This is a genomic window from Rhodococcus sp. ACT016 (genome assembly GCF_050477185.1).
GTDB lineage: Bacteria > Actinomycetota > Actinomycetes > Mycobacteriales > Mycobacteriaceae > Prescottella.
This window is the reverse complement of the sequence record NZ_JBEAET010000002.1, coordinates 198,882-219,714: the sequence shown is the minus strand read 5'-3', so window position 1 is coordinate 219,714 and position 20,833 is coordinate 198,882. Positions and strand designations below refer to the sequence as shown.

Sequence of the window (20,833 nt, the reverse complement as noted above, 5' to 3'; positions counted from 1 at the left end):
TGTGGAGTGATCCGTACACGGGTGTGCGGTCCTTATCGTCGCGGCATGACCAGCCAACCAGCGGTGGCCTCGGTGCCGCGCATCGCAGCACTCGATGTCCTGCGCGGTTTCGCTCTCGGCGGGATTCTCATGGTCAACATCACCGTGATGTCCAACCCATCGGGGTTCGCCGCCGGACCCGCGCACACGTTCCTCGTCGCCTTCTTTTTCGACAAGTTCTACGTGCTGTTCTCGTTCCTGTTCGGCTACTCGCTGACCATGCAGTTCCGATCGGCCGAACGCGACGGTGCCGATCCCAGAGCGCGCACAGTGCGCCGCTGCCTGGCGCTGATGGCCGTCGGACTGCTGCACATCGTGTTCTTTTTCAGCGGCGACGTCCTGTTCGGCTACGGACTCCTCGGATTGATCCTGCTGTCGATGAGCCGGCTACGACCGAAACGTGCTGTCGTCATCGCAGCCGCGACGTATGGGCTCTTTGTCCTCGCCATGACCGCGATAAGCCTGCTGTCACCGTCGGAAGCATCCGGCAGCATTGCCGACCCCGAACGTGCGCTCGCACGGATGCGGACAGGCTGGCTCGACGCCGCGTCCTACCGGTGGGACACGTTCTCCGACCGAATCGGCGCGTTCCTGCTCTTTGGGTTCCTCAACGTCCTACCACTGTTCCTCGTGGGCTTCGCCGCCGGCAAGACACGCCTGCTCGAACGGCCCGAACGCTATCTCCCGCTGCTGCCGAAGATTCAATGGATCGGGTTCGGGATCGCGGCCCCGCTCGCTCTGCTCGCGGCCGTCGTGGACAGCCCATATCTCGCCGGGCCAAGCGCTCTCCTCGCCCCACTGCTGGCCACAGCCTACGCAGCGACGATCCTGCGACTGATGCACCACTACTCCTGGGTGACAAACACTTTCGCGCCCGCGGGCAAGATCGCAGCAACCAACTACATCGCCCAGTCGGTGATCACCTCGATCATCTTCACCGGGTACGGTTTAGCCCTCGTCGGACGTCTCCCCGACTGGCAGGTCCTCACGCTCGCAATCACGATCTATGCGGCTCAACTCGCGATCAGCAGACTATGGGTCCGCCACCACCGATACGGGCCCGTCGAATGGGTACTCCGCCGAGCCACCTACGGGCGCCCTCAGAACCGGCCAGCTCGACACCGGCTCCACGACGAGCCGCACGCTGGCTCCTGATCGTGTTGCGTCTCCCGGACGGCAGTGGCGGAAAGCGTCGGCCAGGGGGCAGTTCCGCTTGTCCGGCCGACGAGGATACCGACATCCCGGTGTCGTTGATCGTCACGCCCGTGAGGAGAGCCTGGGTCTTCCTCGTAGTCGCCTGGCAAACGGCGCTTGGAATCGTCGTCGCGCTGCAACGTCATCCGGCGCACCGAAACGAGCCCGCGTAAAAGTGTGGTGCACAGCTCCCTGAGACCCAGACGCCAGTCGCATCTCCCCCCTGGGTATGACGACATCCCCGATCCCCGGTTCCTAGTGTTTTGGATGCGAGAATGACGAACCACGTTGTTGGTCCTGCGGAACCGGGCGCCGTCTCGGCCGGGCCGAGGTCGAAGCGACTGAACAGCAGTAGATTTCTCGCCGCACTCGTGGTCTTCGTGTCGACGATCCTGTTCGCGATCGCGTGGCCGACCCTTCATGTGACGCACCGTGTCCCGGTGGGCGTGCAACCGGTGATTGCGGGTCTGGCGGCCCTGCCCTTCCTGCTGGTCCGGTCCAACCCGGCCTTGGGCTGGGCGATCTCGGCGGCCGGCGCGCTCGTGATCCCGCTGGCATATGAAAGGACCGGTGACTTCGACTTCCCGTGGCAGATGGTTCACGTGCTGGTGCTGATCGTGCTGCTCCTGACCGTGAGTACCCGGTCATCCCTGCCCGTGGTCGCGGTGGCCTGGGCGTCGACAGCGCTGTTGTTCTACATTGACGCGCCCGGGCAGGACGGCGCGGGCTGGGCTGTTGCGCTCACCGTTCTCGTGTCCCTCGGGCTGTTGGTTCGCTGGTTGGCGCTCTCGCGCCGTCAGCTTGCGGCCGAGGAAGAGACCAGCGAACTCGAACGCGCGCGGCGTGCGATCCTCGAAGAAAAGGCGCGCATCGCCCGCGACCTGCACGACGTAGTGGCCCACCACATGTCCATGGTCGTCGTGCAGGCGCAGAGCGCACCCTATCGGCTCGACTCGGTATCAGACGAGGCGAAGACGGAGTTCGAATCGATCGGGGCTACCGGGCGCGAGGCGCTCAACGAGATCCGCGGCCTGCTCGGTGTACTGCGCAGCGACGGCAAGACAGTCGAGCGCGCTCCGCAACCGGGGACTTCGGAGATCGAGGACCTCCTCGACGGCAGCGTCCGTGCCGGAATATCGCTCTCGCGTAGCGTGTCCGGTGACCCGTCCGTCATTACGGAGGTTGCGGGGCTGACGGTGTATCGGATTTTGCAGGAGTCTCTGGCCAACGCTAGTCGGCACAGCCCAGGCGCGCACGTCCACGTTTCGATCGACTTCGCGGCAGCCGCAACGTCACTCGTGGTAGCAAACGGGCCCGCGACCAGTGCGCCGGATCCGGACACGCCCCCCGAGTCGTCCGGCGGCAATGGCATCAGTGGCATGCGCGATCGTGCCGGCGCAGTAGGTGGCACCCTCGACACCCGGCACCTCGATGACGGGGGATTCGAAGTCAGAGCGCATATCCCAGGAGGTGTTCCTCTCCCACCAGGAACACCGAATGAGGCGGCGGACTAAGCGGTCAGACGGCGATCACGGCGATCAAAGCCGGCAGAGTGACAAACGGAGGCCCGGCCCAGTATCGACGGGCCGGGGCCTCCGCCCCCATCAGATCGGATCAAACCTCGTGGCCGCCGCACACGCTCGGCGACCCGAACCGCGATCCCCTCACGCACAGGTCTTGAGGAACCCCGTCGCCGCAGACCGCCGTGTGAACCGTGCCTCGGAGCCCTCGGCCTCGAAGACCGCCTCATTCTCCGACACCCGCGTCATCGTCCCCTTCTGACACGGATCACCCCAATCAGACAGGTCCACCACCTGCTTCGGAGGAGGGATCGCTTCCCAATACGCGCCCGCGAACTTCGCCTCGAACGGACCGCAATGCGTATACAGCTCGTACCGGTACCCAATCCCCACCCTCACCTCACCCGGTGACGGCGAGCACCCGGACCAGTAGTTCCCCGATCCCAGCGAGGACTTCGACTACGCCGCTCGCCGTCTGCGCCCGGTGCCCCAGCGCAGCGGCTTGCGACGGGTACGCCTTCGCCCACCCACTCGCACGACATCGCCGCAGAACTCCTTGGGATACGACTTCAGCCGCAGGGGCACATCCTTCCAGCAGCGCCTCCCGACCAGACCGATCCGACGTCACCTATCCGTGCCGCCCCCGATGAAGCGAGTGACTCTGTTCCACTCGGGTGCACCGAAGGTGATTGCGGGATACCGGCGTGACATTGCGTCCTGCTGCGGTTTCGGGTTTATCCAGGACGATTGCCCCTATTGGGGTGGGGCGTTGTCCCCTAGTTCCGGTGGGACCAACGGGGGCATGGTTGTGGGCACATTGGATTTGGTGCTCGACCCAGGGGGAATGTGAAGCGGTTTCTGCCGTACTTCTCGAAGGCTGCGACGGCCGAGAAGGTGTATCACGTGTTTCTGGACTGTCCACGTGGGCAGCGTATTCAGCGGGTGAGTCGCGCTGCCGGTGTCGGTCCTGGTGGGCGTGAGTACCCGAAGTGCTCTACGTGTCGGGAATGGGACGAGGAGGTAAGGGAGGAGAGAAATCGTATCCGTGAGCAGCTGGGCTGGAGTTTGATCCCGCCATCGACAGCGCTCAAGGACTCGGATTCGTTGTGAGTGTGCGCGCTTTCGGAAGTTGAAGGACGCCTGATGGTCTGTCCGAGGCTCCGCCAGCTCAATTCGGACCCGGCACTCAGGCAGTCCCCGCGGAGTGGTCGCCCGTCAGCAGGCTCCCGTGCGCACGAGACGTGTCGGGGCGTTCGATCGCGAGCAATTTTCGGCGGTAAGTGGCACGGTTCCGAGGTCCCCAAGTGGCATGCTTCGGCTGCCGGAGTGGGCTCCACGTAGTCGGCGCCGCGATCCGAACATGCTGTGATGATGCTGGTCATGTGCGCGGTCTGCTCGTAGAGCATGTGGGTGAAATTGCTGGTCGAGCCCGTTTGGATGGCGCCGAGGAAGAACAGGTTCGGGAAGTCGTGGGTCATGAGCCCGTGCGACGTCTTCGGACCTGCCTGCCGCTTGTTCGACAACGCGACACCGTCGCGCCCGGTGATGTCGAATCCGCTGCGCTCGACGATGGTTGTGCCGATGTGGAATCCAGTGGCGAAGACGATTCAGTCGAGGTCGTATTCCGCACTCGCGGTGACGATCCCGCGATCGGAGATTGTTGTGATGGCATTGTGGGCGCTGACGTCGACGAGGGACACGTTGGGCAGGTTGAAGGCAGGGAGGTAGTCGTCGCTGAAGCAGGGCCGTTTGCATAAGGATCCGTAGTAGAGCTTGAGCATTTTCGCGGTGCCGATGTCGTGAACGAGCTGGTCGACGCGTCGGCGCAGGTCCTCCATATGATGGAAGTCCGCTACTTCGAGTAGATCGGGCATCTCTTCCGGACTTGCAGTATGGATCTCCTTCTTGAAGAAGCTCCCGACCTTGCGCATGACGCGAGTCCACCCGTCATCGACCATGTCGTCGCCGTCGGTGTGTCCGGACACCATCCGGGTGAAGTTCATCATCCGTTCGACCGGCCAACCGCCCGGTAGCTGATCCCACCACGCCGGGTCTGTGGGGCTGTCGCCACGCTCGCCGTCAGCTGTCTGCCAGGTGCTCTGCGGTGGGAGCGAAACTCCAGTCGGTCGTGTACTCCCCCCTTTGGGAGAGTTGCTCGACGAACCAGGGGCTGAATGCGAAGGGTGCGCTGGCTGCTGCGGCTGCGATGTCGGGCACCGATACCCAGTTCCACTCGTGCACTTCTGCAGGGTTCGGGGTGGGCGCGTCGGTTGTGGTCGCCGCGAACACCGGACAGATCTCGTTTTCGACGATTCCCGAGGAGTCGACGGCACGGTGCGGTACGTCGGCAGCAGCGGTCGGATGTCGGTCAGCGTGATGCCGAGTTCGAACTGTGCGCGCCGAGTGATCGCGTCGTGGTCCGACTCACCGGGTAATGGATGGCCGCAAAAGGAGTTCGTCCACACCCCCGGCCAGGTGGCTTTCGTCAATGCACGCCGGGTGACCAGCATCCGCCCATCGGGGGCGAACACGTGGCAGGAGAATGCCCGGTGCAGCGGTGTATCTGCCGTGTGCACGGTGTGTTTCGGTGCACTGCCGATCGGATTGCCGGTGTCGTCAAGCAGGACGACCAGTTCTTCTGTCGTGCGCACAGGTCCTCATCTCGTGCTGGGGATGGTGTCGATGTCACCCGACTGCGAACACGGCACTGGCCAGTGTGATGCAGTACCAGTACGTGTACACCATGTAGGTCGTGTTGTCGGATCGTCGGTCGTCCAGGCGCACAACTCGGTATGCGATTGCGAGCGAGAGGATCCCGGCGATGGCTCCAACGCACTGGGCCGTCATGGGTGCATAGCGGTAGAGCGCGAGGTAGGTCACCACGGGGTAGAGGGCGAACGCGACGCTGAAGAACCGGCGAGAGTTCTTCTCCCCCATCACCATGCCGGCGGTCCTGCGCCCAATCGCAGCATCGCCGGCAAGGTCGCGCAGGTCTTGGAGGGAGACGAGGACGCCCAGTGGGACCGCGATCGTCAGGATCCAGGTCCACGCCGTACCGGTCAGCGGTGTGACGATCTGCCACGCGGCGGCAAGTTGGGCGATCGTTCCGGCAACCATGGCGGCGTTCTTCCCCCACGCGGTGCGCGCCCACCCGAGGTGGTTGTGGAGTGTCCACGCGGCGACCCACAAGCAGGTCCACAGCAGCACCCCGAACAGGGCGCCGACGATCACGAATGCTGCGGTCACAAGGAGCAGGCGCCGGCGCGCACCCGTGGGCGTGATCAGCCCGGTCACCAGGGGCCTGTGCGGCTTGTTGATCCGGTCCTCGTCGACGCCGATGAGCTGGTTCGACAGGTTGAAGGTGTAGATGTAGAGCCAGAAGTACACGAGGCACTTCGCGACGACGGTCGGCAAGGAGTGCGCGGGCAGTCCGGTGCTGTTCCAGGCTGCGATGGCGAACGTCGTCGCGGGTAGGACCGTTGCAGATAGGTCGCCCCAGGTGAACGACCAGCAGACCCTGGCCTCGTGCATGGGTGCACGCACCAGACGGCCTAGCCGCGTGTCGGTGGGTGGGGTGTCGACGGCCATAGATCACTTCACCGGTTGTTCCGCGGTGCCGGGCGCGGTGTCTGCCGAGATGCGGCTGGTGAGCCGCGTCATCAGATTCCGTGGTGCCGGGAGATGTTTGAGGGACGCCGAGACTGGTCGATCACTCAATGCGGTCAGCTGCCAGCGGGCGGTGATGGTGGCGAGCGCGAGACTTGCTTCGGTGAGCGCGAATTGGTCACCGATGCACTTGCGGGCACCGGCACCGAACGGGATGTACGTCGTCCGGTCGGGTTTGACGCCCTCCCATCGGGAAGGGCTGAACTCGTTGGCGCGCTCGTAGATGTCTTCACGCCGGTGGATGATGTGCGGACTGACCGCCACCGTCGTGCCTTCTGGAAGGTGTATTCCTGCGAGTTCGGTGTCGCGCGAGACCACTCGGGTGAGGAGCCACCCGGCCGGATACATGCGCAAGGTCTCGGTGAGCACTCTGTTGACGGTCGGGAGGTTTCCGACATCGTCGAACCCGGCGGTTCTGTCGGTCAGGAGGTGATCGACCTCTGCGTGGACTGCCTGTTCAACTTCGGGCGCCCGGCCGAGCATATAGAGGGCCCACGCGAGGGTGCTGGCAGTGGTTTCGGCGCCCGCCAAGAAGAAGGTGAAGATCTGGTCGGAGAGTTCGCTGTCGGTCATTGACGCGCTCCCGGTGCCGGCTTCGGGATCGCGTGCACTGAGCAGTGAGGAGAGCAGATCTCCGTGATCACGATCGTCGGAGCGCCGCTCGGCGATCAGTTGTGCACCGACCTGGCGCAGTCGGTCCTTGGCCTGGTAGTAGCGGCGTGTCCCAGGGGTGGGTAGGTGGTTGATCAGCGGGGGCATGACCATTCGCCGGAACATCCCTTTGGCGATCAGGCTGAAGTCGTCTGCGACCTGCTGGACGGTAGTTTCGGGCAGTGCGGTCGAGAACATCGTGCGCACGGCGACGCGGACGGTGAGCTTGGACATCTCGGAGCTCAGGTCGATGACCTGTCCGTCGCGCCAGGACCGGGTGACGTCTTCGACGGCTGTGGCCATCACCTCCGCGTAGCCGGGGAAACGCTCGAGACGGAAGGTCGGTTGGCACAGTCGGCGCTGCGTCGATGGGTGGCATAGGTGCATGTGCCCAAGCCTTCTCCGGCGACCTCACGGGACCGGTCGTAGAGCGGGCCTCCTCGGTCGAAGGTCCGATCGTCGAGCAGCACGTGACGGGTCAGCTGCGGATCGCAGACGACAACGACCGTCATCGACCCCATCTTGATCCGGACGAGATCGCCGTCGCGGGGAAGGGCGGAGGCGAAGCCGAGCGGGTCACGGAGGAAGGATGCACTGTGCCCGAGGACCGGTAGGTGCCGCTTCGCCAAGGGGATGGCGTCGATGGGTTCCATGAGGGTGTTGTCCTCCGATGCAGTTGGTCTAGCTGCGGACGGGTCGATGCGCCTCAGATCGAGGAGAGCGCGGGCAAGGCAGGTGGGTGATCTCAGTGGCCATTGGTCGAGGCCTGCTGGCCCTGTGTTGGCGTGCGTGACAGCGGCTCTGGTCATGCGGTCTCTACCGGCGGGTCGATAGGGCGGATCCAGTTGACGTGCTGGCTCATCGGGATCTCCGGCAGATGAAGTCGGCGAGCTGCCGCAGATCGTCGGCGTCCTCGCCGCAGTCGAGCGCGTCCACGCACGCCTTCGCCTGGGTCAATGCCTGTTCGGCTTGCTCTTCTGCCCACCTGCGGGCTCCGCACGCGTCGATGAGATCGGCCATCATCCGGAGGCGAACGAGGTCGTCGTGGGTGGGGTCGGTGTCGTAGAGCTCGCGGAACTGTGGATTCGCTTGCAGGGCAACGACGACAGGCGGGGACTTCTTGCGATTGACGAGATCGGAGAAGACGGGCTTGCCGGTGGCAATCGGATTCCCCCAGATCCCGAGGATGTCGTCGGTCAGCTGGAACGCGATGCCGAGATGGTGGCCGAACTGCGCGAGGAGCGCCGCCCCCGGTCGCCCCGATCTCGCACGCACATGCCAATAGAGACGCAGTCTTGCCTTCGATCATGGCCATGCAGTCGCTGAGCTCGACGCTCGTGCGGGACTCGAAGTCGAGATCATCCGACTGGCCGGCGCACAGTGAAACAAGAGCGCTGGCGAGGGCGGTCATGCTCGCGCGGCCGGCGAGCTCGTTGATCGCCAACGCTAGCAACGTGTCCCCGGCCAGCAGGGCGTCGCCGGTCCCGAACACCGTCCACGCTGATGGACGGTGGCGCCGCTCGGTATCGCCGTCCATCAAGCCGTCGTGGATCAAAGAGAAATCGTGAACGAGTTCGACCGCAACCGCTTCGGGCAAACACGTCTGCATGTCCCGGGCGCCGACCGCGGCGGCCGACGCGAACACCAGGGCCGGCCGAACCGACTTTCCTGACCTCCGGATCGGGGCACCGTGCTCGTCCCACCACCCCGCGTGGTAACCGGCCACATGCCGAACCTGGGGTCGGGCCGTGTCAACGACGGCACGGTAGGCCGGCTGACGAGGGTCCAGCAGCAAGAGCTCAACCGGAGCAGGGTGCTCACCGCAGCCCGAGCAGAGTTCTCCGAGCGGGGGTTCCGCAGGGCTACCGTCGCCGACATCGCTGTCCGCGCCGATCTCACCCGAGGAGCGGTGTACTCGAACTTCCCCGGAAAACGCGCGCTCTACCTCGCGGTACTCGCCGAGGAGGCAGAAAGCGCCGGGGAAGTAGTGCACGCTCACGCAGACACCCCATCGGGCGCGCTCGGGGTGTTCGCGAGCACCTGGGTGGAGCGGCTTCCGCGGACCAACAACTACGAATACCAGGGATCGGTGCAGCTCACCTCACCGATGCTCGGTGTCGACCTCATTCCCGAAATCCTCACCGAGGAGCACTTTCAGCGGCCGTTCGCTCAGCTGGTGAAACTCGACGCCGTACTCCTCGGGTTCGCCCTCGAGCGCATGCATCAGCACCCCCATCTTCCCGGCGCATCCGTGCGCATGGCCGGAGTCGCGGAATCGGTGCTCACCGTCCTGTACGGTGCCAGCCAGCTATCTTTCGTCGCACCTGATTTCGTCGACCCGGCGAAGGTGATCGCAACCTGCCGACATATCACCAGCATCGCAATCGACGATCGGTGGACTCGTCCTGACGCCGCGGAAGTGGCCGTCGAGACCGTGCACGAGGAATGGAGCTGCCCCCGGGCGACGGACGTCGTTCGAGGGAAGCCGGTGACGATCGACGATGGAACCGTTGCCGTCGTCGGCATGAACCGGCTCGACCACATCGAACACCTGGCCCGTACTGCACCCAACGATGCGCCGGTCACCGCTGTGCTCGTCACCGCGGACGCCGCGGAGCTCGCTCCACTCGCTCGATTGGCACTCGCGGACCTGTGCCGGTCACTGCGCCAAGCGTTCCCCTCCCCCACATGGCCGCATCTGCAGGTGATCGTCGACCCCGACGCTGATATCGCCGCAGCCTGCGGGGTGACCAACGTCGACGACGACACCGAGGCCGCCGTCTCCATCTCCGACGGACACATCAGGGCGCGCAGCATCGGCCCGGGCGCCTGCGCGCGTGCCGATGCCCTCCGCTCAGCAGCCCGAGGCCGCTGACACTTCAGTGCCCACCCAGCGCATCATCATTGAGGAGTGAACAATGGCGCAGATCAACGAGAGCGACGGCCTGCTGAAGTGCTCGTTCTGCGGCAAGGGCCAGACGCACGTGCGAAAGCTGATTGCCGGACCCGGCGTCTATGTCTGTGACGAGTGCATCGACCTGTGCAACGAGATCCTGGAAGAAGAGCTGGCCGACTCCGGCATCGTTGAACGCGAGAGCATGCCAACGCCGACCGAAATCTGCGACCACCTCGACCAATACGTGATCGGACAGTACGCCGCCAAGCGGTCACTCGCTGTCGCCGTCTACAACCACTACAAACGAATCCGCGCCGCACACGAGGGCAGCAGCACCTCACGCAGTGACACTGTCGAAATCGCGAAATCGAACATCCTGATGCTCGGGCCGACCGGTTGCGGAAAGACCTACCTCGCGCAAACTCTCGCCCGCATGCTCAACGTGCCCTTCGCGATTGCCGATGCGACAGCACTCACCGAAGCCGGCTATGTCGGCGAAGATGTCGAGACTATCCTTCTCAAACTGATCCAGGCCGCGGACTTCGACATTCAACGAGCCCAGACCGGGATCATCTACGTCGACGAGATCGACAAGGTCGCCCGCAAGAGCGAGAACCCGTCGATCACCCGCGACGTCTCGGGTGAAGGCGTCCAGCAAGCACTCCTGAAAATCCTCGAGGGAACCCAGGCAAGTGTTTCCCCGCAGGGCGGTCGCAAACACCCACACCAGGACTTCATCCAAATCGACACCACCAACATTCTCTTCGTCGTCTCCGGTGCCTTCGCAGGTCTCGAAACGATCGTGGCCAACCGAACCGGTCATCAAGAACTCGGATTCGGCGCCGAGATCCGCTCGAAAGACAACGACACCCGGGACCACCTCGGCGACGTCATGCCCGACGACCTACACAAGTTCGGCCTCATCCCCGAGTTCATCGGCCGCCTACCGATCGTCACGGCCGTGCGCCCCCTCGACAAGGACGCCCTCGTCGAGATCCTCACCGAGCCGAGAAACGCGCTCGTCAAGCAGTACGCCCGCCTGTTCGAGATCGACGGCGTCACGCTCACCTTCACTGCCGATGCGCTCGACGCGATCGCATCCCAAGCGATCGTCCGAGGAACCGGCGCACGGGGACTACGCGCGATCATGGAGGAGGTGCTCCAACACTTCATGTACGACATCCCCAGCCGCGACGACGTCACCGAAGTCGTCATCGACGAAGGCACCGTCCGCGCCAACACCAACCCATCGATCGCCGAGCATCGCCGAGAAAGGAGCAACGCCGATCCCGACAACATCGGCCGAGAGGCCGGATGACCCGGTTCCCGACCCGGGCGCTACCGAAATCGGAGATACAAATGTCCGACACACCTCACCGACCAACACGACGTTCTGTAGCCACGGCAGCGCTCAGGATTGGGTGGCTCGCCTGCATCGCCGCAATCCTGGCAATTCCAGGAACGATCACGCTGCTCGCCGGGATGTCCTACGCCACAGCCGGTCTGGCCACCCTCTTCACCACGATGTGCGTCGCGCTCGCAGCCTTCCTGGTGAACTACCGCTAGATACCGCCCCAGAGCCTTGGCCACCCCGTCGGCGAAGATCCACGAAGGCAGCGGAGGTGCGTCGCGAACACCCTTAGCCGCCTGCCCGGATCACCACCCTCGATATGGTCGTCAGGCAGAATCAGAATATGCCAGCCACTGACAGCCTCACCGCACGGTTCGAGGAGTTTCTTGTCTTCCGCAGCACCGGCAAGCCGTCTCCGGCCACGGTGAAGGCGTATCAGCAGGATTTCGACGCGATCGCGTCGCGGCTCGCGGACATGGCTGGCACGTCGGTCGGCGAACTGGCCTGCACCGTGGTTGACAAGGACCGGATGCGCGGGGCGTTCGCCGGTTACGCCGAGTCCCATTCAGCGGCGTCGATCCGGCGCTGCTGGTCGACGTGGAACACGTTGTGCGACTACCTGTTCACCGCGGACATCATCCTGGCGAACCCGATGTCGGCAGTGCTGCGGCCGAAGATCCCCAAGACAGTCCCGAAGTCGTTCGACAACAATGCCGTGCAACGCCTCATGGAGGCGCTCATGGAGCCGGACGAGGCGAACGCACGAGCGTGGCAGGAACGGGACTTCGCGATCATACTTACCGCACTGCTCACGGGGTGCCGGCTGTCCGAGCTTGTGGTGATGAACATCGGCGACCTCCGCGATACCGACGACACCGGCCGGGTGAAGGCGATCATGGTGCACGGCAAAGGCAACAAGCAACGAGTACTGACCGCCGAAGCCGGGCTGGTGGACGTCCTGACGGGGTACCTCGAGTCGCGGCTAGTCCGCTTCCCCGGGGCAGCGAAGCGGCGGTCCTCCCCGACCGCCTCTCCGTGGCATCGGCTGCGTGCGACAGACCCACTGTTCGTCGGCCCCGACGGTGAACGGATCACCGGACCGACGATCCAGTACCGGGTCGAACGAGCGTATCGGCGGGCCGGCATCAACGGTCAGCGCGCGAAAGGTGCACTCGTGCACCAGCTCCGACATACCTTCGCAACCTCGCTCGCAGACTCGGATGTCAACGTCTACACCCTGATGCGGCTGCTCGGACATGAATCGATGACGACGACCCAGCGATACACGCAGGGAGCCGGCAAAGAGACCCGGGCAGCGGCGGCCACAAACCCTGTCTACGGAATGATCTCGACACTCTGACCCGACCTGGCGTGCCCGACTGCTCTACGCTACGGCCGGGATCCGGCGCTGTCCCGGTGGCTGAGCAGCTCGACTGCCCCGATCTCTCCGCGTTGAATCATCTGGCGGAGACTATGGAATCCTGCTTCAACCGATTCGAGAAGTAGGCCGCGCCGGCCCGCAGGGATCGAAGTGCCGAGAGAGCCGTTCGTGCCGCGGTGCTCGCGCGGCCTGCCGAGGCCTTCACGCAGTACTTCCCGACCTCCGGCGACCCCCTGTGCTGTCCAAGGCTCTGTCCAAGACCTACCGCCGGACATCGAGCCCTGCCGGTGTTCTCTGAGTTCTGTCCCAGATCTTGCTCGAGTCGATCGAGTGCTCGCGACCGACGAGGTCGATCTGGCGGGCGGTCAGGCCGAGATCGATAGCGTGCGACAGGGCCTCCGTGTAGGTGCAGCTGGCACTTGGTGCGTTGAAGTCCCTACCCGATAGGCGGATGGTGATGTCGTGCACTGTTTTCGGTTCGGGATGAGCTGCGTGGAATAGCGCGCCTTGGTCGTCGGCGGAGCAGCGTAGCGCGAGCTCGGCGATCAACGCGCCGAGCTCTCCAATCTCGATCACGGAGAGCAGGGCAGAGCCGTGGTCTATCCATGTCCGGGCTTTGCCGAGGATGCTCTGCAGTCCCGGGAGGAACCACCTGTCGCCGGGGCCGTAGACGAAGCCAGGCCGGACGGTGGTCCCGCCGCGGGCGCGGACGAAGTCGTCGGCCGCCGCTCTGGCTGCGCTCAGTGCTGTGACTGGGTTGGGTTCGCGGGCGTTCTCGACGACGTTGCTGAACGGCCCGAGGCCGTAGACCCCGATGGTGCTGGTGTTGATGACGTGTTCGATTCTGTGCATGTGGGCGGCGGTGATCACGTTCTCGGTACCGAGGCGGTTGATCGTTTCGCAGAGTCGTTCGTCGGGGCCGGTGTAGCTGGCGGCATGCACGACGATATCCACGTCCTCGAGGGCGTGCACCAGTGAATGCAGTTCGGTGATATCGGCAGTGATGTATCGGACGCCGGGATGCGGAACCTGAGGCCGTTGCCGCGCTATGGCTGTAACTCTGCAGCGGCGGGCCGCCAATGCACGTATGGTGGCTGAACCAATGAAACCGGATGACCCTATTACTGCAATACTACGTAGGCGGCTCTCGGGCGCCGAGTGAGTGAACACTGCTGAGGAAGTTTCGGTGCGGCGCGGTTCGGTCGCCGTGTGATCGGTCATGGTGCTATCCGATGGGTAGTCGGGGATGGAGAGGATTCGGCACAGTGGTCAGACAGGCGAGAGCGCTCGCGACCCGGCACCAGATCGTCAAAGGCGCAGCAGAGCTGTTCGATCGAGATGGCTACGAGCGCGCAACTCTGGCGGAAATCGTCGATCAATCGGGCCTGACGAAGGGCGCGTTGTACTTCCATTTCAAATCCAAGGATGAACTCGCCGCGGTTGTCATCGAAGAACAGCACGCGATCTCGATGAGCGCGGTCAAGGCGATCAATGGCACGGGCGCACCTGCGCTCGAACAGATCGTGATGTTCTGCTACGAGATGAAGCGCGAGATGGTCGACGATCCGATCGTCCGGGCAGGGATCCGGCTGACCCTCGAAATGAGCGCAGAGGCCGGGCCATCGAAGCCGTACCTCGACTGGATCGACAGTTGTGAGCAGATGTTCCATGCCGCGATTGAGCAGGGCGACGTGCTCGATACCGTCGACCCGGCGCACCTCGCTCACTACTTCGTCTCGAGTTTCACCGGCGTCCAGCTCGTTTCGAACGTGCTCACCGCACGCATCGATCTCGACGAGCGAATCGACCAGATGCTGACGTTCGTGCTCGAGGCGATCGTCCCCTCGCGGCGGCGCCACAAGATCGACCGAATCCGTCACGCGCGTTGGGTCCCGGCCATCGCGTGATCGCGGGCCTTCGCCGGCACCGACAGTCGCACGCTCCCCACAGCGTGAACTTCGCCCCACTGCGAAAACTCGACCTCGACACAGCCTTCCTCGGCGTCCGAGATCCGGGCTGCAACGGTCGTGGCCTCGTCGAGTTCGAGGAAGCGACGGAAGCCGACATCGAGGTGCTCGACATCCGCACACGACTGGCCGAGCCGGAGTCGAGCGGCCTGACGTGCAGCTTCCAGGATTAGCGCGCCAGGCACATGATCCAAGGGATGGTCGAACAGCACTGGATGCGTCAGATCGCTTCGCAACAGCCACATTCCCCGCTGCGCCCCCGCAGGGTGCGGACCCAGAACAACCGCCCGCGGATCCGGTACACACACCGCATCGGAGTCGACTGGCGTCAGTCCTGGCGGTATTCCGACCGCACGGGCCCCTGCCCCCTGCCACCGTGCACGTTCATACGCCGACGGAGCGAGCACATTCGCGACAGCTGAACCGTGGCCGACCGCGACTCCATCCACATGAAACTCGAGGGTCACGGTGAAGGCCGAGAGAATCCCGTGACGGCGGGCCGTTCCCGTGACGCGCGCATCGATGGTGACCTCGGCCGCTCGCGATCCAATAGTCAGCAGATCCAGGCTGCAATCGACCTGCATCCTCTGCATTGTGAACTTGTAGTTCATCGGCACTGCATATCGCACGTGCGCGAGATAGATCGCACACTGCCGCACCGTCTCCGCGAGGAGCATCGTGTCGTAGCGCCCCGTGCAGGTGCGGTAGAAGGCATGCAGACGCGGCCACTGTGCCCCGACGAGGAACCGGTCGTCCCCAACCGGCACGCAGTCTGTCAGGTACACCTCGGCGATCGCATGACGGTGCACATAGCGCTTCGCAACAGCCGACTGAAAGCTCAACACTTGATTCATCCGCCGCGCCCATCCTCAACATGCCAACCGACCGGCTTTTCAGATTCGGACTATAGACCCGCCCACAGTGCGGAATGTGCGGTTTCGCGGATCCATATCCTGACCAATGGCATTCACAGTTCCACGGCCCTCGCAGCGGACGCGCCCCGAGTCCGCTAGACTCCTCGGACATACCAGCTAGCCGGTTTTTCTCTGCCTAGCCGGATGCAATGACGCGCCGCCACACGCGGTGTCGAGGGGGAAGGGAAACGGGGTCGGCCCCGCCACGGGGTCGGCCCCGCCCCGCGACCGCGTCACGGGAGTGGCGCCGTCGATGCCAACGGGCCCGGCTCGACAGACCCGTCAATAGCGCGCACCGTCGGCCCTGCACCGGGCCGCAGGCATAGGAATCTAGAGGCCCACGGTCAATGGCAAGGATCGCTCCGGTGCGGACTCGCTGGCGAGGTGGATGACCGTCGTGATTCTTCTCCTGCGCTTGACCGCAACCGCCGTCGCGTCGAACTTCAGGCACGATGAAGCGTCCGGAGCTGCCGTAAGTCGATCGCGCGTGGATCATTCAGAGGTTGCGTCGACTCTGTCTCCAGTCGTGAACGACCCGGCGGCGCGCGACCTGGTGACGTGCCCTCGGTGGTGTTGAGGATCCCTCGGTCTCGGCGTCCCTCGGCCCGGGGTCTCCTCGCCGGTTCGGCCGACCCGGATCACGTCGCCGCCGGGCCGAGCGGCCCCTCCTGTGGCCGGCACAGTTACCGGATGCCCAGGTTTTGACGATGCATACCGGCGGTCCGGTTTTGGTCTCGGTAGCGCTTCGATGCGGTCGGGCAGCGCCGCCGCACGCATCATTCGTCGGCATCGAAATACAGTGCACTGCAGTCGAAGTGGGGCAATTCATCAACTCAGTTACGTGCTCGATCGAATCGGGAGATCGCTCACGCCGGGCGGCTGCCGTTGGCGGTAAGCGTAGGAATTTTCGGCAATTTATCTGTACATGCACGTCAACAGGTGACTACAGTCACATCCGAGTTACCGGGGGATCACGACCGTCTGGTTCGGATTGGGCCTCCCGCACTTCCACAAGTTCATCGAGAGAGGCAGACATGCAGAAACGTTATCGTGCCGCGATGATCGGGGGGTTCACGATCGCCGCCGCGGCAGCACTGACAACGACCGCCACCGCAGGCGCTGACACCCTCCCGAACGCACCGTTCGGAGGGTGGGGTGACTGCCCAATCTCCAACCCGGACACCAGCACCTGCGTCGGAGTCACCGTCAAGGGCGGCACCATGCAGATCGGCAAGCTGTCCGTCGATGTCCCGAACGACTCACTACGCGTCGCCGGTGGCGTGGCGTTCCCCGAGGACCCGAACAACCCGAATGGCTTCGACCAGGTCTTCGTACCACCGACCGACGGCAGCGGCGGAATCTACTCCAAGCCGATCAACATCCCCGGTGGCGCGCTCGGCATCGACCTGCCGTTCAACAACCTCTTCGGCCTGAACACGGCTACGGCCACGGTCGAGTTGGCCGGCAACAACACCCCGTCGCTCGACGTGTTCGAGCAGTCCGTCAGGATGCCGGTCAAGCTCAAGATCGCCAACCCGCTACTCGGGAACAAGTGCTACCTCGGCTCCGATGCCACGCCCGTTCAGCTGGACCTCGACGTCACCAAAGCTGGCACACTCGAAGCCATTCCCGGCGCGAACATGGGCGCCAGCTTCCGCAACGTCGAACACGCCGCCGAGCCATTCGCGGTTCCCGCTGCCTCCGGGTGCGGCCCCTTCGGAGTTCTCAACCCGATCGTGAACTGGCGCGCGGGAACCCCATCGCCCGACGCCAAGAACTCCCTGATCACCACAAGTGACGTCTTCACAAACGACGCGGACGCAGTCCGCGGGATGCAGAACCCGTAGCCGGTTCCAACCGCCCTGCCTGGGCGGTCAACGAACCGTCCAGGCAGGAACCGGAACCATTGCTCCGCACTCTCGACGCTCGTCTATCCACTGCTCCAAGCCATCGTCGTCGAGGCATGCCACTGTCCCGGCGACCCGTGATCGTGTGGAAAGGAAAGGCATGTCTCGCAAAGCTCGTTCTCGCGCCCCACTCACACTCGCCGCCGCATCGGCTGCGATGGTCGTCTTCAGTGCAGGAGCTGGCGCTACTCCGCTCCCCGATGCACCGTTCGATGGCTGGAGCAAGTGCCCGGTGTCCAATCCCGACACCAGCACCTGCGTGAACGTATCCGTCAAGGCCGGCACGATGCGGATCGGCGATCTCGAAGTCCCGGTGCCCTCCGGAGCACTCAAAATCGCCGGAGGCGTCGCCTTCCCCGACAACCCGAACAACCCGAATGGCTTCGACCAGGTCTTCGTCCCACCCACCGACGGCACCAAGGGCGTCTACGCGCAACCAATCACCGTCCCTGGCGGCATCTTCGGATTGGGTATCCCGTTCCCCGGCGGACTGACCACCATCACCGCGACCGTCGAGCCAGTCGCAAACCCGACCGTCGACGTGTTCGAGCAGTCCGTGAAGATGCCCGTCCGCCTCAAGATCGGTAACCCGACACTGGGCAACAACTGCTACCTCGGCTCGGCGTCGAACCCGATCACGCTCAACCTCGACGTGACTCAGGCCGGAACCATGGCACCGGTCGCTGGCTACCCAGGCACCGCCAGCTACCGCAACGTCCAACACACCGACACCACCTTCGCCGTCCCCGGCGCCAGCGGCTGCGGTCTCCTCGGCGCACTGAACTGGGCCGTGAACCTGCGCGCCAACGCGCCATCCCAGAGCGGAAAGAACTCGTTGAACACCACCAGCGACCTCTTCGTCGCTGACGCAGACATGGTGCGCTCCAGCTGATCTCACCGGGCCGCACCAGCTGAAAGATGCAGTATCCGATCCCATGACAAGGAGAAGAACATGCAATCGAAACTCACCCGGACCGCCCTCGTCGCCGGCGCCGCAGCCGCCCTCGCACTGGGCGGGGCACTGCCCGCCCTGGCATCGACGACCATCTCCCCCGGCGGACCACTGACCGTCACGGCCACCAGCACCGACCTGGCCATCACCACCACCGGGGGCCTGGTCCTCAAGTGCACCAATGTCAACGGAACCGGTACAGCCCCGGCCTCCCCCGGTAACGTCAACACCGGCGCCGGCGGAATCGATGTCCCGCTCAGCTCACCGCCGACCCTGAGCAGCTGCAAGGTCAACGGCATACCGGCAACTGTCACCACCGCCGGAGCCTGGGCGGTCAACGCCAACGCCGATTCCGGCTCCCCGATGGGCACCCTGAAGATCCCCGCCAGCGGCGCGACGGTCAAGATCGGCACGACCAACGGGTGCACGATCACGGTCGGTGCCAGCAACGTCGGCCCCGCCCCCTGGATCAACGGCACGCCTCCGAAGATCGATGCCAGCACACCCGTCGGAACCGTCAACTTCAACACTGTCACCAACGGAACCGGCTCGCCCAGCTGCCCCCCGGCCGGAGCCGGAACCGGCACCATGACCGGAACCCTGACTTTCAACTCCACGCCCCAGCTGACGGTGACCACGTAGCACCAGGCGAATACAACGACAGGGCAACACCCTAACGCCGCGGCACATCCGCGCCAGCCTCTGGACGAGACAGCACTCCCTCGTCCAGAGGCTGGCGCACATACGCCGCGATCGTGTCGATATCCACCCGCATGGATTCAACCCGCCACGCCCCAGCGGCAGTCCATGCGGACTGCATGTTGCCCAAAGTCTTTCAATCGTAGATGCCGCGGGTTTCAGCACCTGAAGCCCGCTCTGAGCGAGAGTGCTGCTGTGTATGCACGCCCGCCACACGTCTACCCGGAAAGATCCAGGTTGCTCACGCGGCAATCCAATCCCAGACCACCGCCTGCGCATTCCGACCCGTGTTGAACAAACGCACAATACGCATCCGTCGGAGTCCAGTGAATCGGATTGCAGTCCAACAACATCACAGCCGGAGACCGAGTTCACCTGAACGCGGGATCGACTCCACCCTTCGTTCACGGCCCCAATAACCTACCGGTGGGTAGGTATGCGAAACCGTTAACGGCCGCGACCGGTTCGTAATAGCGTGCGTGGTGCTGACCTCGAGGATGGAAGCTAGGGCGTACTGGTGGCCCTTCGCTCGAGCTCGAGGAGGGGCGCAAACTGGACCTTTACGGATCCGATCCGCGCGTGCGATTCGGAAACTCGGATCAGCTAGCTCGATGAAAGAAGAGTTGCCCTCGGGTCGTCACGGCACTTCTTGGAACTGCTGGACAAGTCGAGGATCAAAGCTGCGCAGCCCCACTGGGGTTCGCCATCGGAAATCGAAGGAGCTCAGATGAAGACGACGTTCGCCAAAGCAGCACTTGCCGGCACCGCTATGACCGCGGCCATCGTGATGGGTGCCGGTTCGGCATCCGCGGCCGTGGTTGTCGGGCCCGCCGGCTCGGCCGGCACGGGCACTCCGACCGCGGACTACCAGGTGTGTGGCACCGCCTATGTCGGCGCGGACACCCACGTGGGTGCGCCGCCGGCTGACGCCAAGGCCGTCGGGGGTGTCAAGATCACTGGTCAGCTGTATGACCTTCTCAACAGCCTGAAGGCGACGTACACGACCACGACGGCCAGCGACGGTACCTGGTGCCTGCAGGGCGATGAGGCAATGGCGAACACGGTGACGTGGGGCGGCAAGGTCAAGATGTCCTTCGACACTCCGACGGTCGGCACCTACACCGGGAAGATGTCGGGTGGTACCAGCGCCCCAGGGACGGATGCCTCCATCAACTCCCTCGAGTTCCTCAGCCATGGCTACCCGACCGCAACGACCTCGGCGAAGAGTGCGTGGAAGGTGAATGTCGTCTACCAGTGATCTGATCGACGCCGTTCATCAGTGATCGGCCGGGCTGGGTTGCGGATGAGCCCGCAACCCAGCCTTTCGGCCACCAAACCGTGCCCTCCGCGAATCGCATCGCAAGACACGTGGCCGCAATACAACCATCGACCGAAAATGGAGTCAACGATGCTAGGTCAGTTCATGGCCCTGCTGCGGGATTTCGTCCCGGCATTCGCAACCGCCTTGGGCGGTTCCCTCGACGGGCTCAACGCCATGTCGACCACTGCCTACTCGAGCGGAGGAGCAAGCTGATGGGATCGATTCAGGCAGGGACCGCGTCGCTCGGACAGACCGTGACACAGATGCTCCCCATGCTGTTCGGCTTTCTGATCGACCTGCCCATACAGCTGTCTTTCGGGAACACCATCCCGGGATGACGCCCGTGACCGCACCAAGGAGCCTGTGAATGTCACT

Annotated in this window: 18 protein-coding genes and 2 pseudogenes; 12 read left to right on the top strand and 8 right to left on the bottom strand. The window is 64.2% G+C overall.

The genetic code is table 11. The features are described from left to right. Positions 1-45: 45 nt before the first annotated feature. Together ACQ5DX_RS27930 and ACQ5DX_RS27925 are read left to right on the top strand one after the other, a co-directional pair. The gene (locus ACQ5DX_RS27930; protein ID WP_430336003.1) at positions 46-1,194 is read left to right on the top strand and encodes a DUF418 domain-containing protein; all 1,149 of its coding nucleotides are present in this window, start codon (positions 46-48) and stop codon (positions 1,192-1,194) included. 314 nt (positions 1,195-1,508) lie between these two features. After that, on the top strand, positions 1,509-2,747 hold the full coding sequence (locus tag ACQ5DX_RS27925) for a sensor histidine kinase (RefSeq protein ID WP_430336002.1): 1,239 nt from the start codon (positions 1,509-1,511) through the stop codon (positions 2,745-2,747). A 1,613-nt stretch (positions 2,748-4,360) separates the two neighbouring features. Here ACQ5DX_RS27925 and ACQ5DX_RS27920 read toward each other — a convergent pair. From ACQ5DX_RS27920 to ACQ5DX_RS27895, 6 genes and pseudogenes are all read right to left on the bottom strand, one after another. Next, entirely contained in the window at positions 4,361-4,759 is a 399-nt protein-coding gene (locus ACQ5DX_RS27920) for a hypothetical protein (protein WP_430336001.1), read from the bottom strand. 73 nt (positions 4,760-4,832) lie between these two features. Then, positions 4,833-5,404 (bottom strand): annotated as a pseudogene (gene idi / locus ACQ5DX_RS27915) (isopentenyl-diphosphate Delta-isomerase). A gap of 34 nt (positions 5,405-5,438) precedes the next feature. After that, positions 5,439-6,341: a UbiA family prenyltransferase gene (locus ACQ5DX_RS27910; RefSeq protein WP_430336000.1), complete on the bottom strand. Its 903-nt coding sequence runs from the start codon at positions 6,339-6,341 to the stop codon at positions 5,439-5,441. A gap of 3 nt (positions 6,342-6,344) precedes the next feature. After that, entirely contained in the window at positions 6,345-7,457 is a 1,113-nt protein-coding gene (locus ACQ5DX_RS27905; RefSeq protein WP_430335999.1) for a cytochrome P450, read from the bottom strand. Further along, on the bottom strand, positions 7,373-7,723 hold the full coding sequence (locus ACQ5DX_RS27900) for a hypothetical protein (RefSeq protein ID WP_430336347.1): 351 nt from the start codon (positions 7,721-7,723) through the stop codon (positions 7,373-7,375). Before ACQ5DX_RS27900 ends, ACQ5DX_RS27905 begins: the two co-directional genes overlap by 85 nt. Before the next feature lie 205 nt (positions 7,724-7,928). Next, a pseudogene (locus tag ACQ5DX_RS27895) lies at positions 7,929-8,715 on the bottom strand (polyprenyl synthetase family protein). Positions 8,716-8,796: 81 nt separating this feature from the next. On the opposite strand from ACQ5DX_RS27895, the gene ACQ5DX_RS27890 reads away from it, so the two are divergent. The 4 genes from ACQ5DX_RS27890 (at position 8,797) to ACQ5DX_RS27875 (ending at position 12,677) form a co-directional block, all read left to right on the top strand. Beyond that, positions 8,797-9,945 carry a TetR/AcrR family transcriptional regulator gene (locus ACQ5DX_RS27890; protein WP_430335998.1) on the top strand — a complete coding sequence of 383 codons (1,149 nt, stop codon included), beginning with the start codon at positions 8,797-8,799 and terminating at the stop codon, positions 9,943-9,945. Positions 9,946-9,988: 43 nt separating this feature from the next. Continuing rightward, positions 9,989-11,284, top strand: coding sequence for an ATP-dependent Clp protease ATP-binding subunit ClpX (clpX, locus tag ACQ5DX_RS27885; RefSeq protein WP_430335997.1), 1,296 nt, complete (start codon positions 9,989-9,991; stop codon positions 11,282-11,284). A 41-nt stretch (positions 11,285-11,325) separates the two neighbouring features. Beyond that, positions 11,326-11,532, top strand: coding sequence for a hypothetical protein (locus tag ACQ5DX_RS27880; protein ID WP_430335996.1), 207 nt, complete (start codon positions 11,326-11,328; stop codon positions 11,530-11,532). 128 nt (positions 11,533-11,660) lie between these two features. Then, on the top strand, positions 11,661-12,677 hold the full coding sequence (locus ACQ5DX_RS27875) for a tyrosine-type recombinase/integrase (protein ID WP_430335995.1): 1,017 nt from the start codon (positions 11,661-11,663) through the stop codon (positions 12,675-12,677). A gap of 282 nt (positions 12,678-12,959) precedes the next feature. Here ACQ5DX_RS27875 and ACQ5DX_RS27870 read toward each other — a convergent pair whose 3' ends face one another. Beyond that, on the bottom strand, positions 12,960-13,919 hold the full coding sequence (locus ACQ5DX_RS27870; protein WP_430335994.1) for an NAD-dependent epimerase/dehydratase family protein: 960 nt from the start codon (positions 13,917-13,919) through the stop codon (positions 12,960-12,962). Positions 13,920-13,963: 44 nt separating this feature from the next. Here ACQ5DX_RS27870 and ACQ5DX_RS27865 point away from each other — a divergent pair, with 44 nt between their 5' ends. After that, on the top strand, positions 13,964-14,605 hold the full coding sequence (locus tag ACQ5DX_RS27865; RefSeq protein ID WP_430335993.1) for a ScbR family autoregulator-binding transcription factor: 642 nt from the start codon (positions 13,964-13,966) through the stop codon (positions 14,603-14,605). Here the strand turns inward: ACQ5DX_RS27865 and ACQ5DX_RS27860 are convergent. Beyond that, complete coding sequence (locus ACQ5DX_RS27860; protein WP_430335992.1) at positions 14,575-15,519, bottom strand: ScbA/BarX family gamma-butyrolactone biosynthesis protein; 945 nt, start codon at positions 15,517-15,519, stop codon at positions 14,575-14,577. The two genes, ACQ5DX_RS27865 and ACQ5DX_RS27860, sit on opposite strands and share 31 nt — an antisense overlap. Before the next feature lie 1,118 nt (positions 15,520-16,637). Here ACQ5DX_RS27860 and ACQ5DX_RS27855 point away from each other — a divergent pair. From ACQ5DX_RS27855 to ACQ5DX_RS27835, 5 genes are all read left to right on the top strand, one after another. Next, on the top strand, positions 16,638-17,426 hold the full coding sequence (locus ACQ5DX_RS27855) for a hypothetical protein (protein ID WP_430335991.1): 789 nt from the start codon (positions 16,638-16,640) through the stop codon (positions 17,424-17,426). Between the two features lie 292 nt (positions 17,427-17,718). Next, positions 17,719-18,378 carry a hypothetical protein gene (locus ACQ5DX_RS27850; RefSeq protein ID WP_430335990.1) on the top strand — a complete coding sequence of 220 codons (660 nt, stop codon included), beginning with the start codon at positions 17,719-17,721 and terminating at the stop codon, positions 18,376-18,378. Between the two features lie 60 nt (positions 18,379-18,438). Continuing rightward, on the top strand, positions 18,439-19,080 hold the full coding sequence (locus tag ACQ5DX_RS27845; RefSeq protein WP_430335989.1) for a hypothetical protein: 642 nt from the start codon (positions 18,439-18,441) through the stop codon (positions 19,078-19,080). 784 nt (positions 19,081-19,864) lie between these two features. Continuing rightward, positions 19,865-20,395 carry a hypothetical protein gene (locus tag ACQ5DX_RS27840; RefSeq protein WP_430335988.1) on the top strand — a complete coding sequence of 177 codons (531 nt, stop codon included), beginning with the start codon at positions 19,865-19,867 and terminating at the stop codon, positions 20,393-20,395. A 275-nt stretch (positions 20,396-20,670) separates the two neighbouring features. Then, the gene (locus tag ACQ5DX_RS27835; protein WP_430335987.1) at positions 20,671-20,796 is read left to right on the top strand and encodes a hypothetical protein; all 126 of its coding nucleotides are present in this window, start codon (positions 20,671-20,673) and stop codon (positions 20,794-20,796) included. The last annotated feature ends 37 nt before the right edge of the window (positions 20,797-20,833 follow it).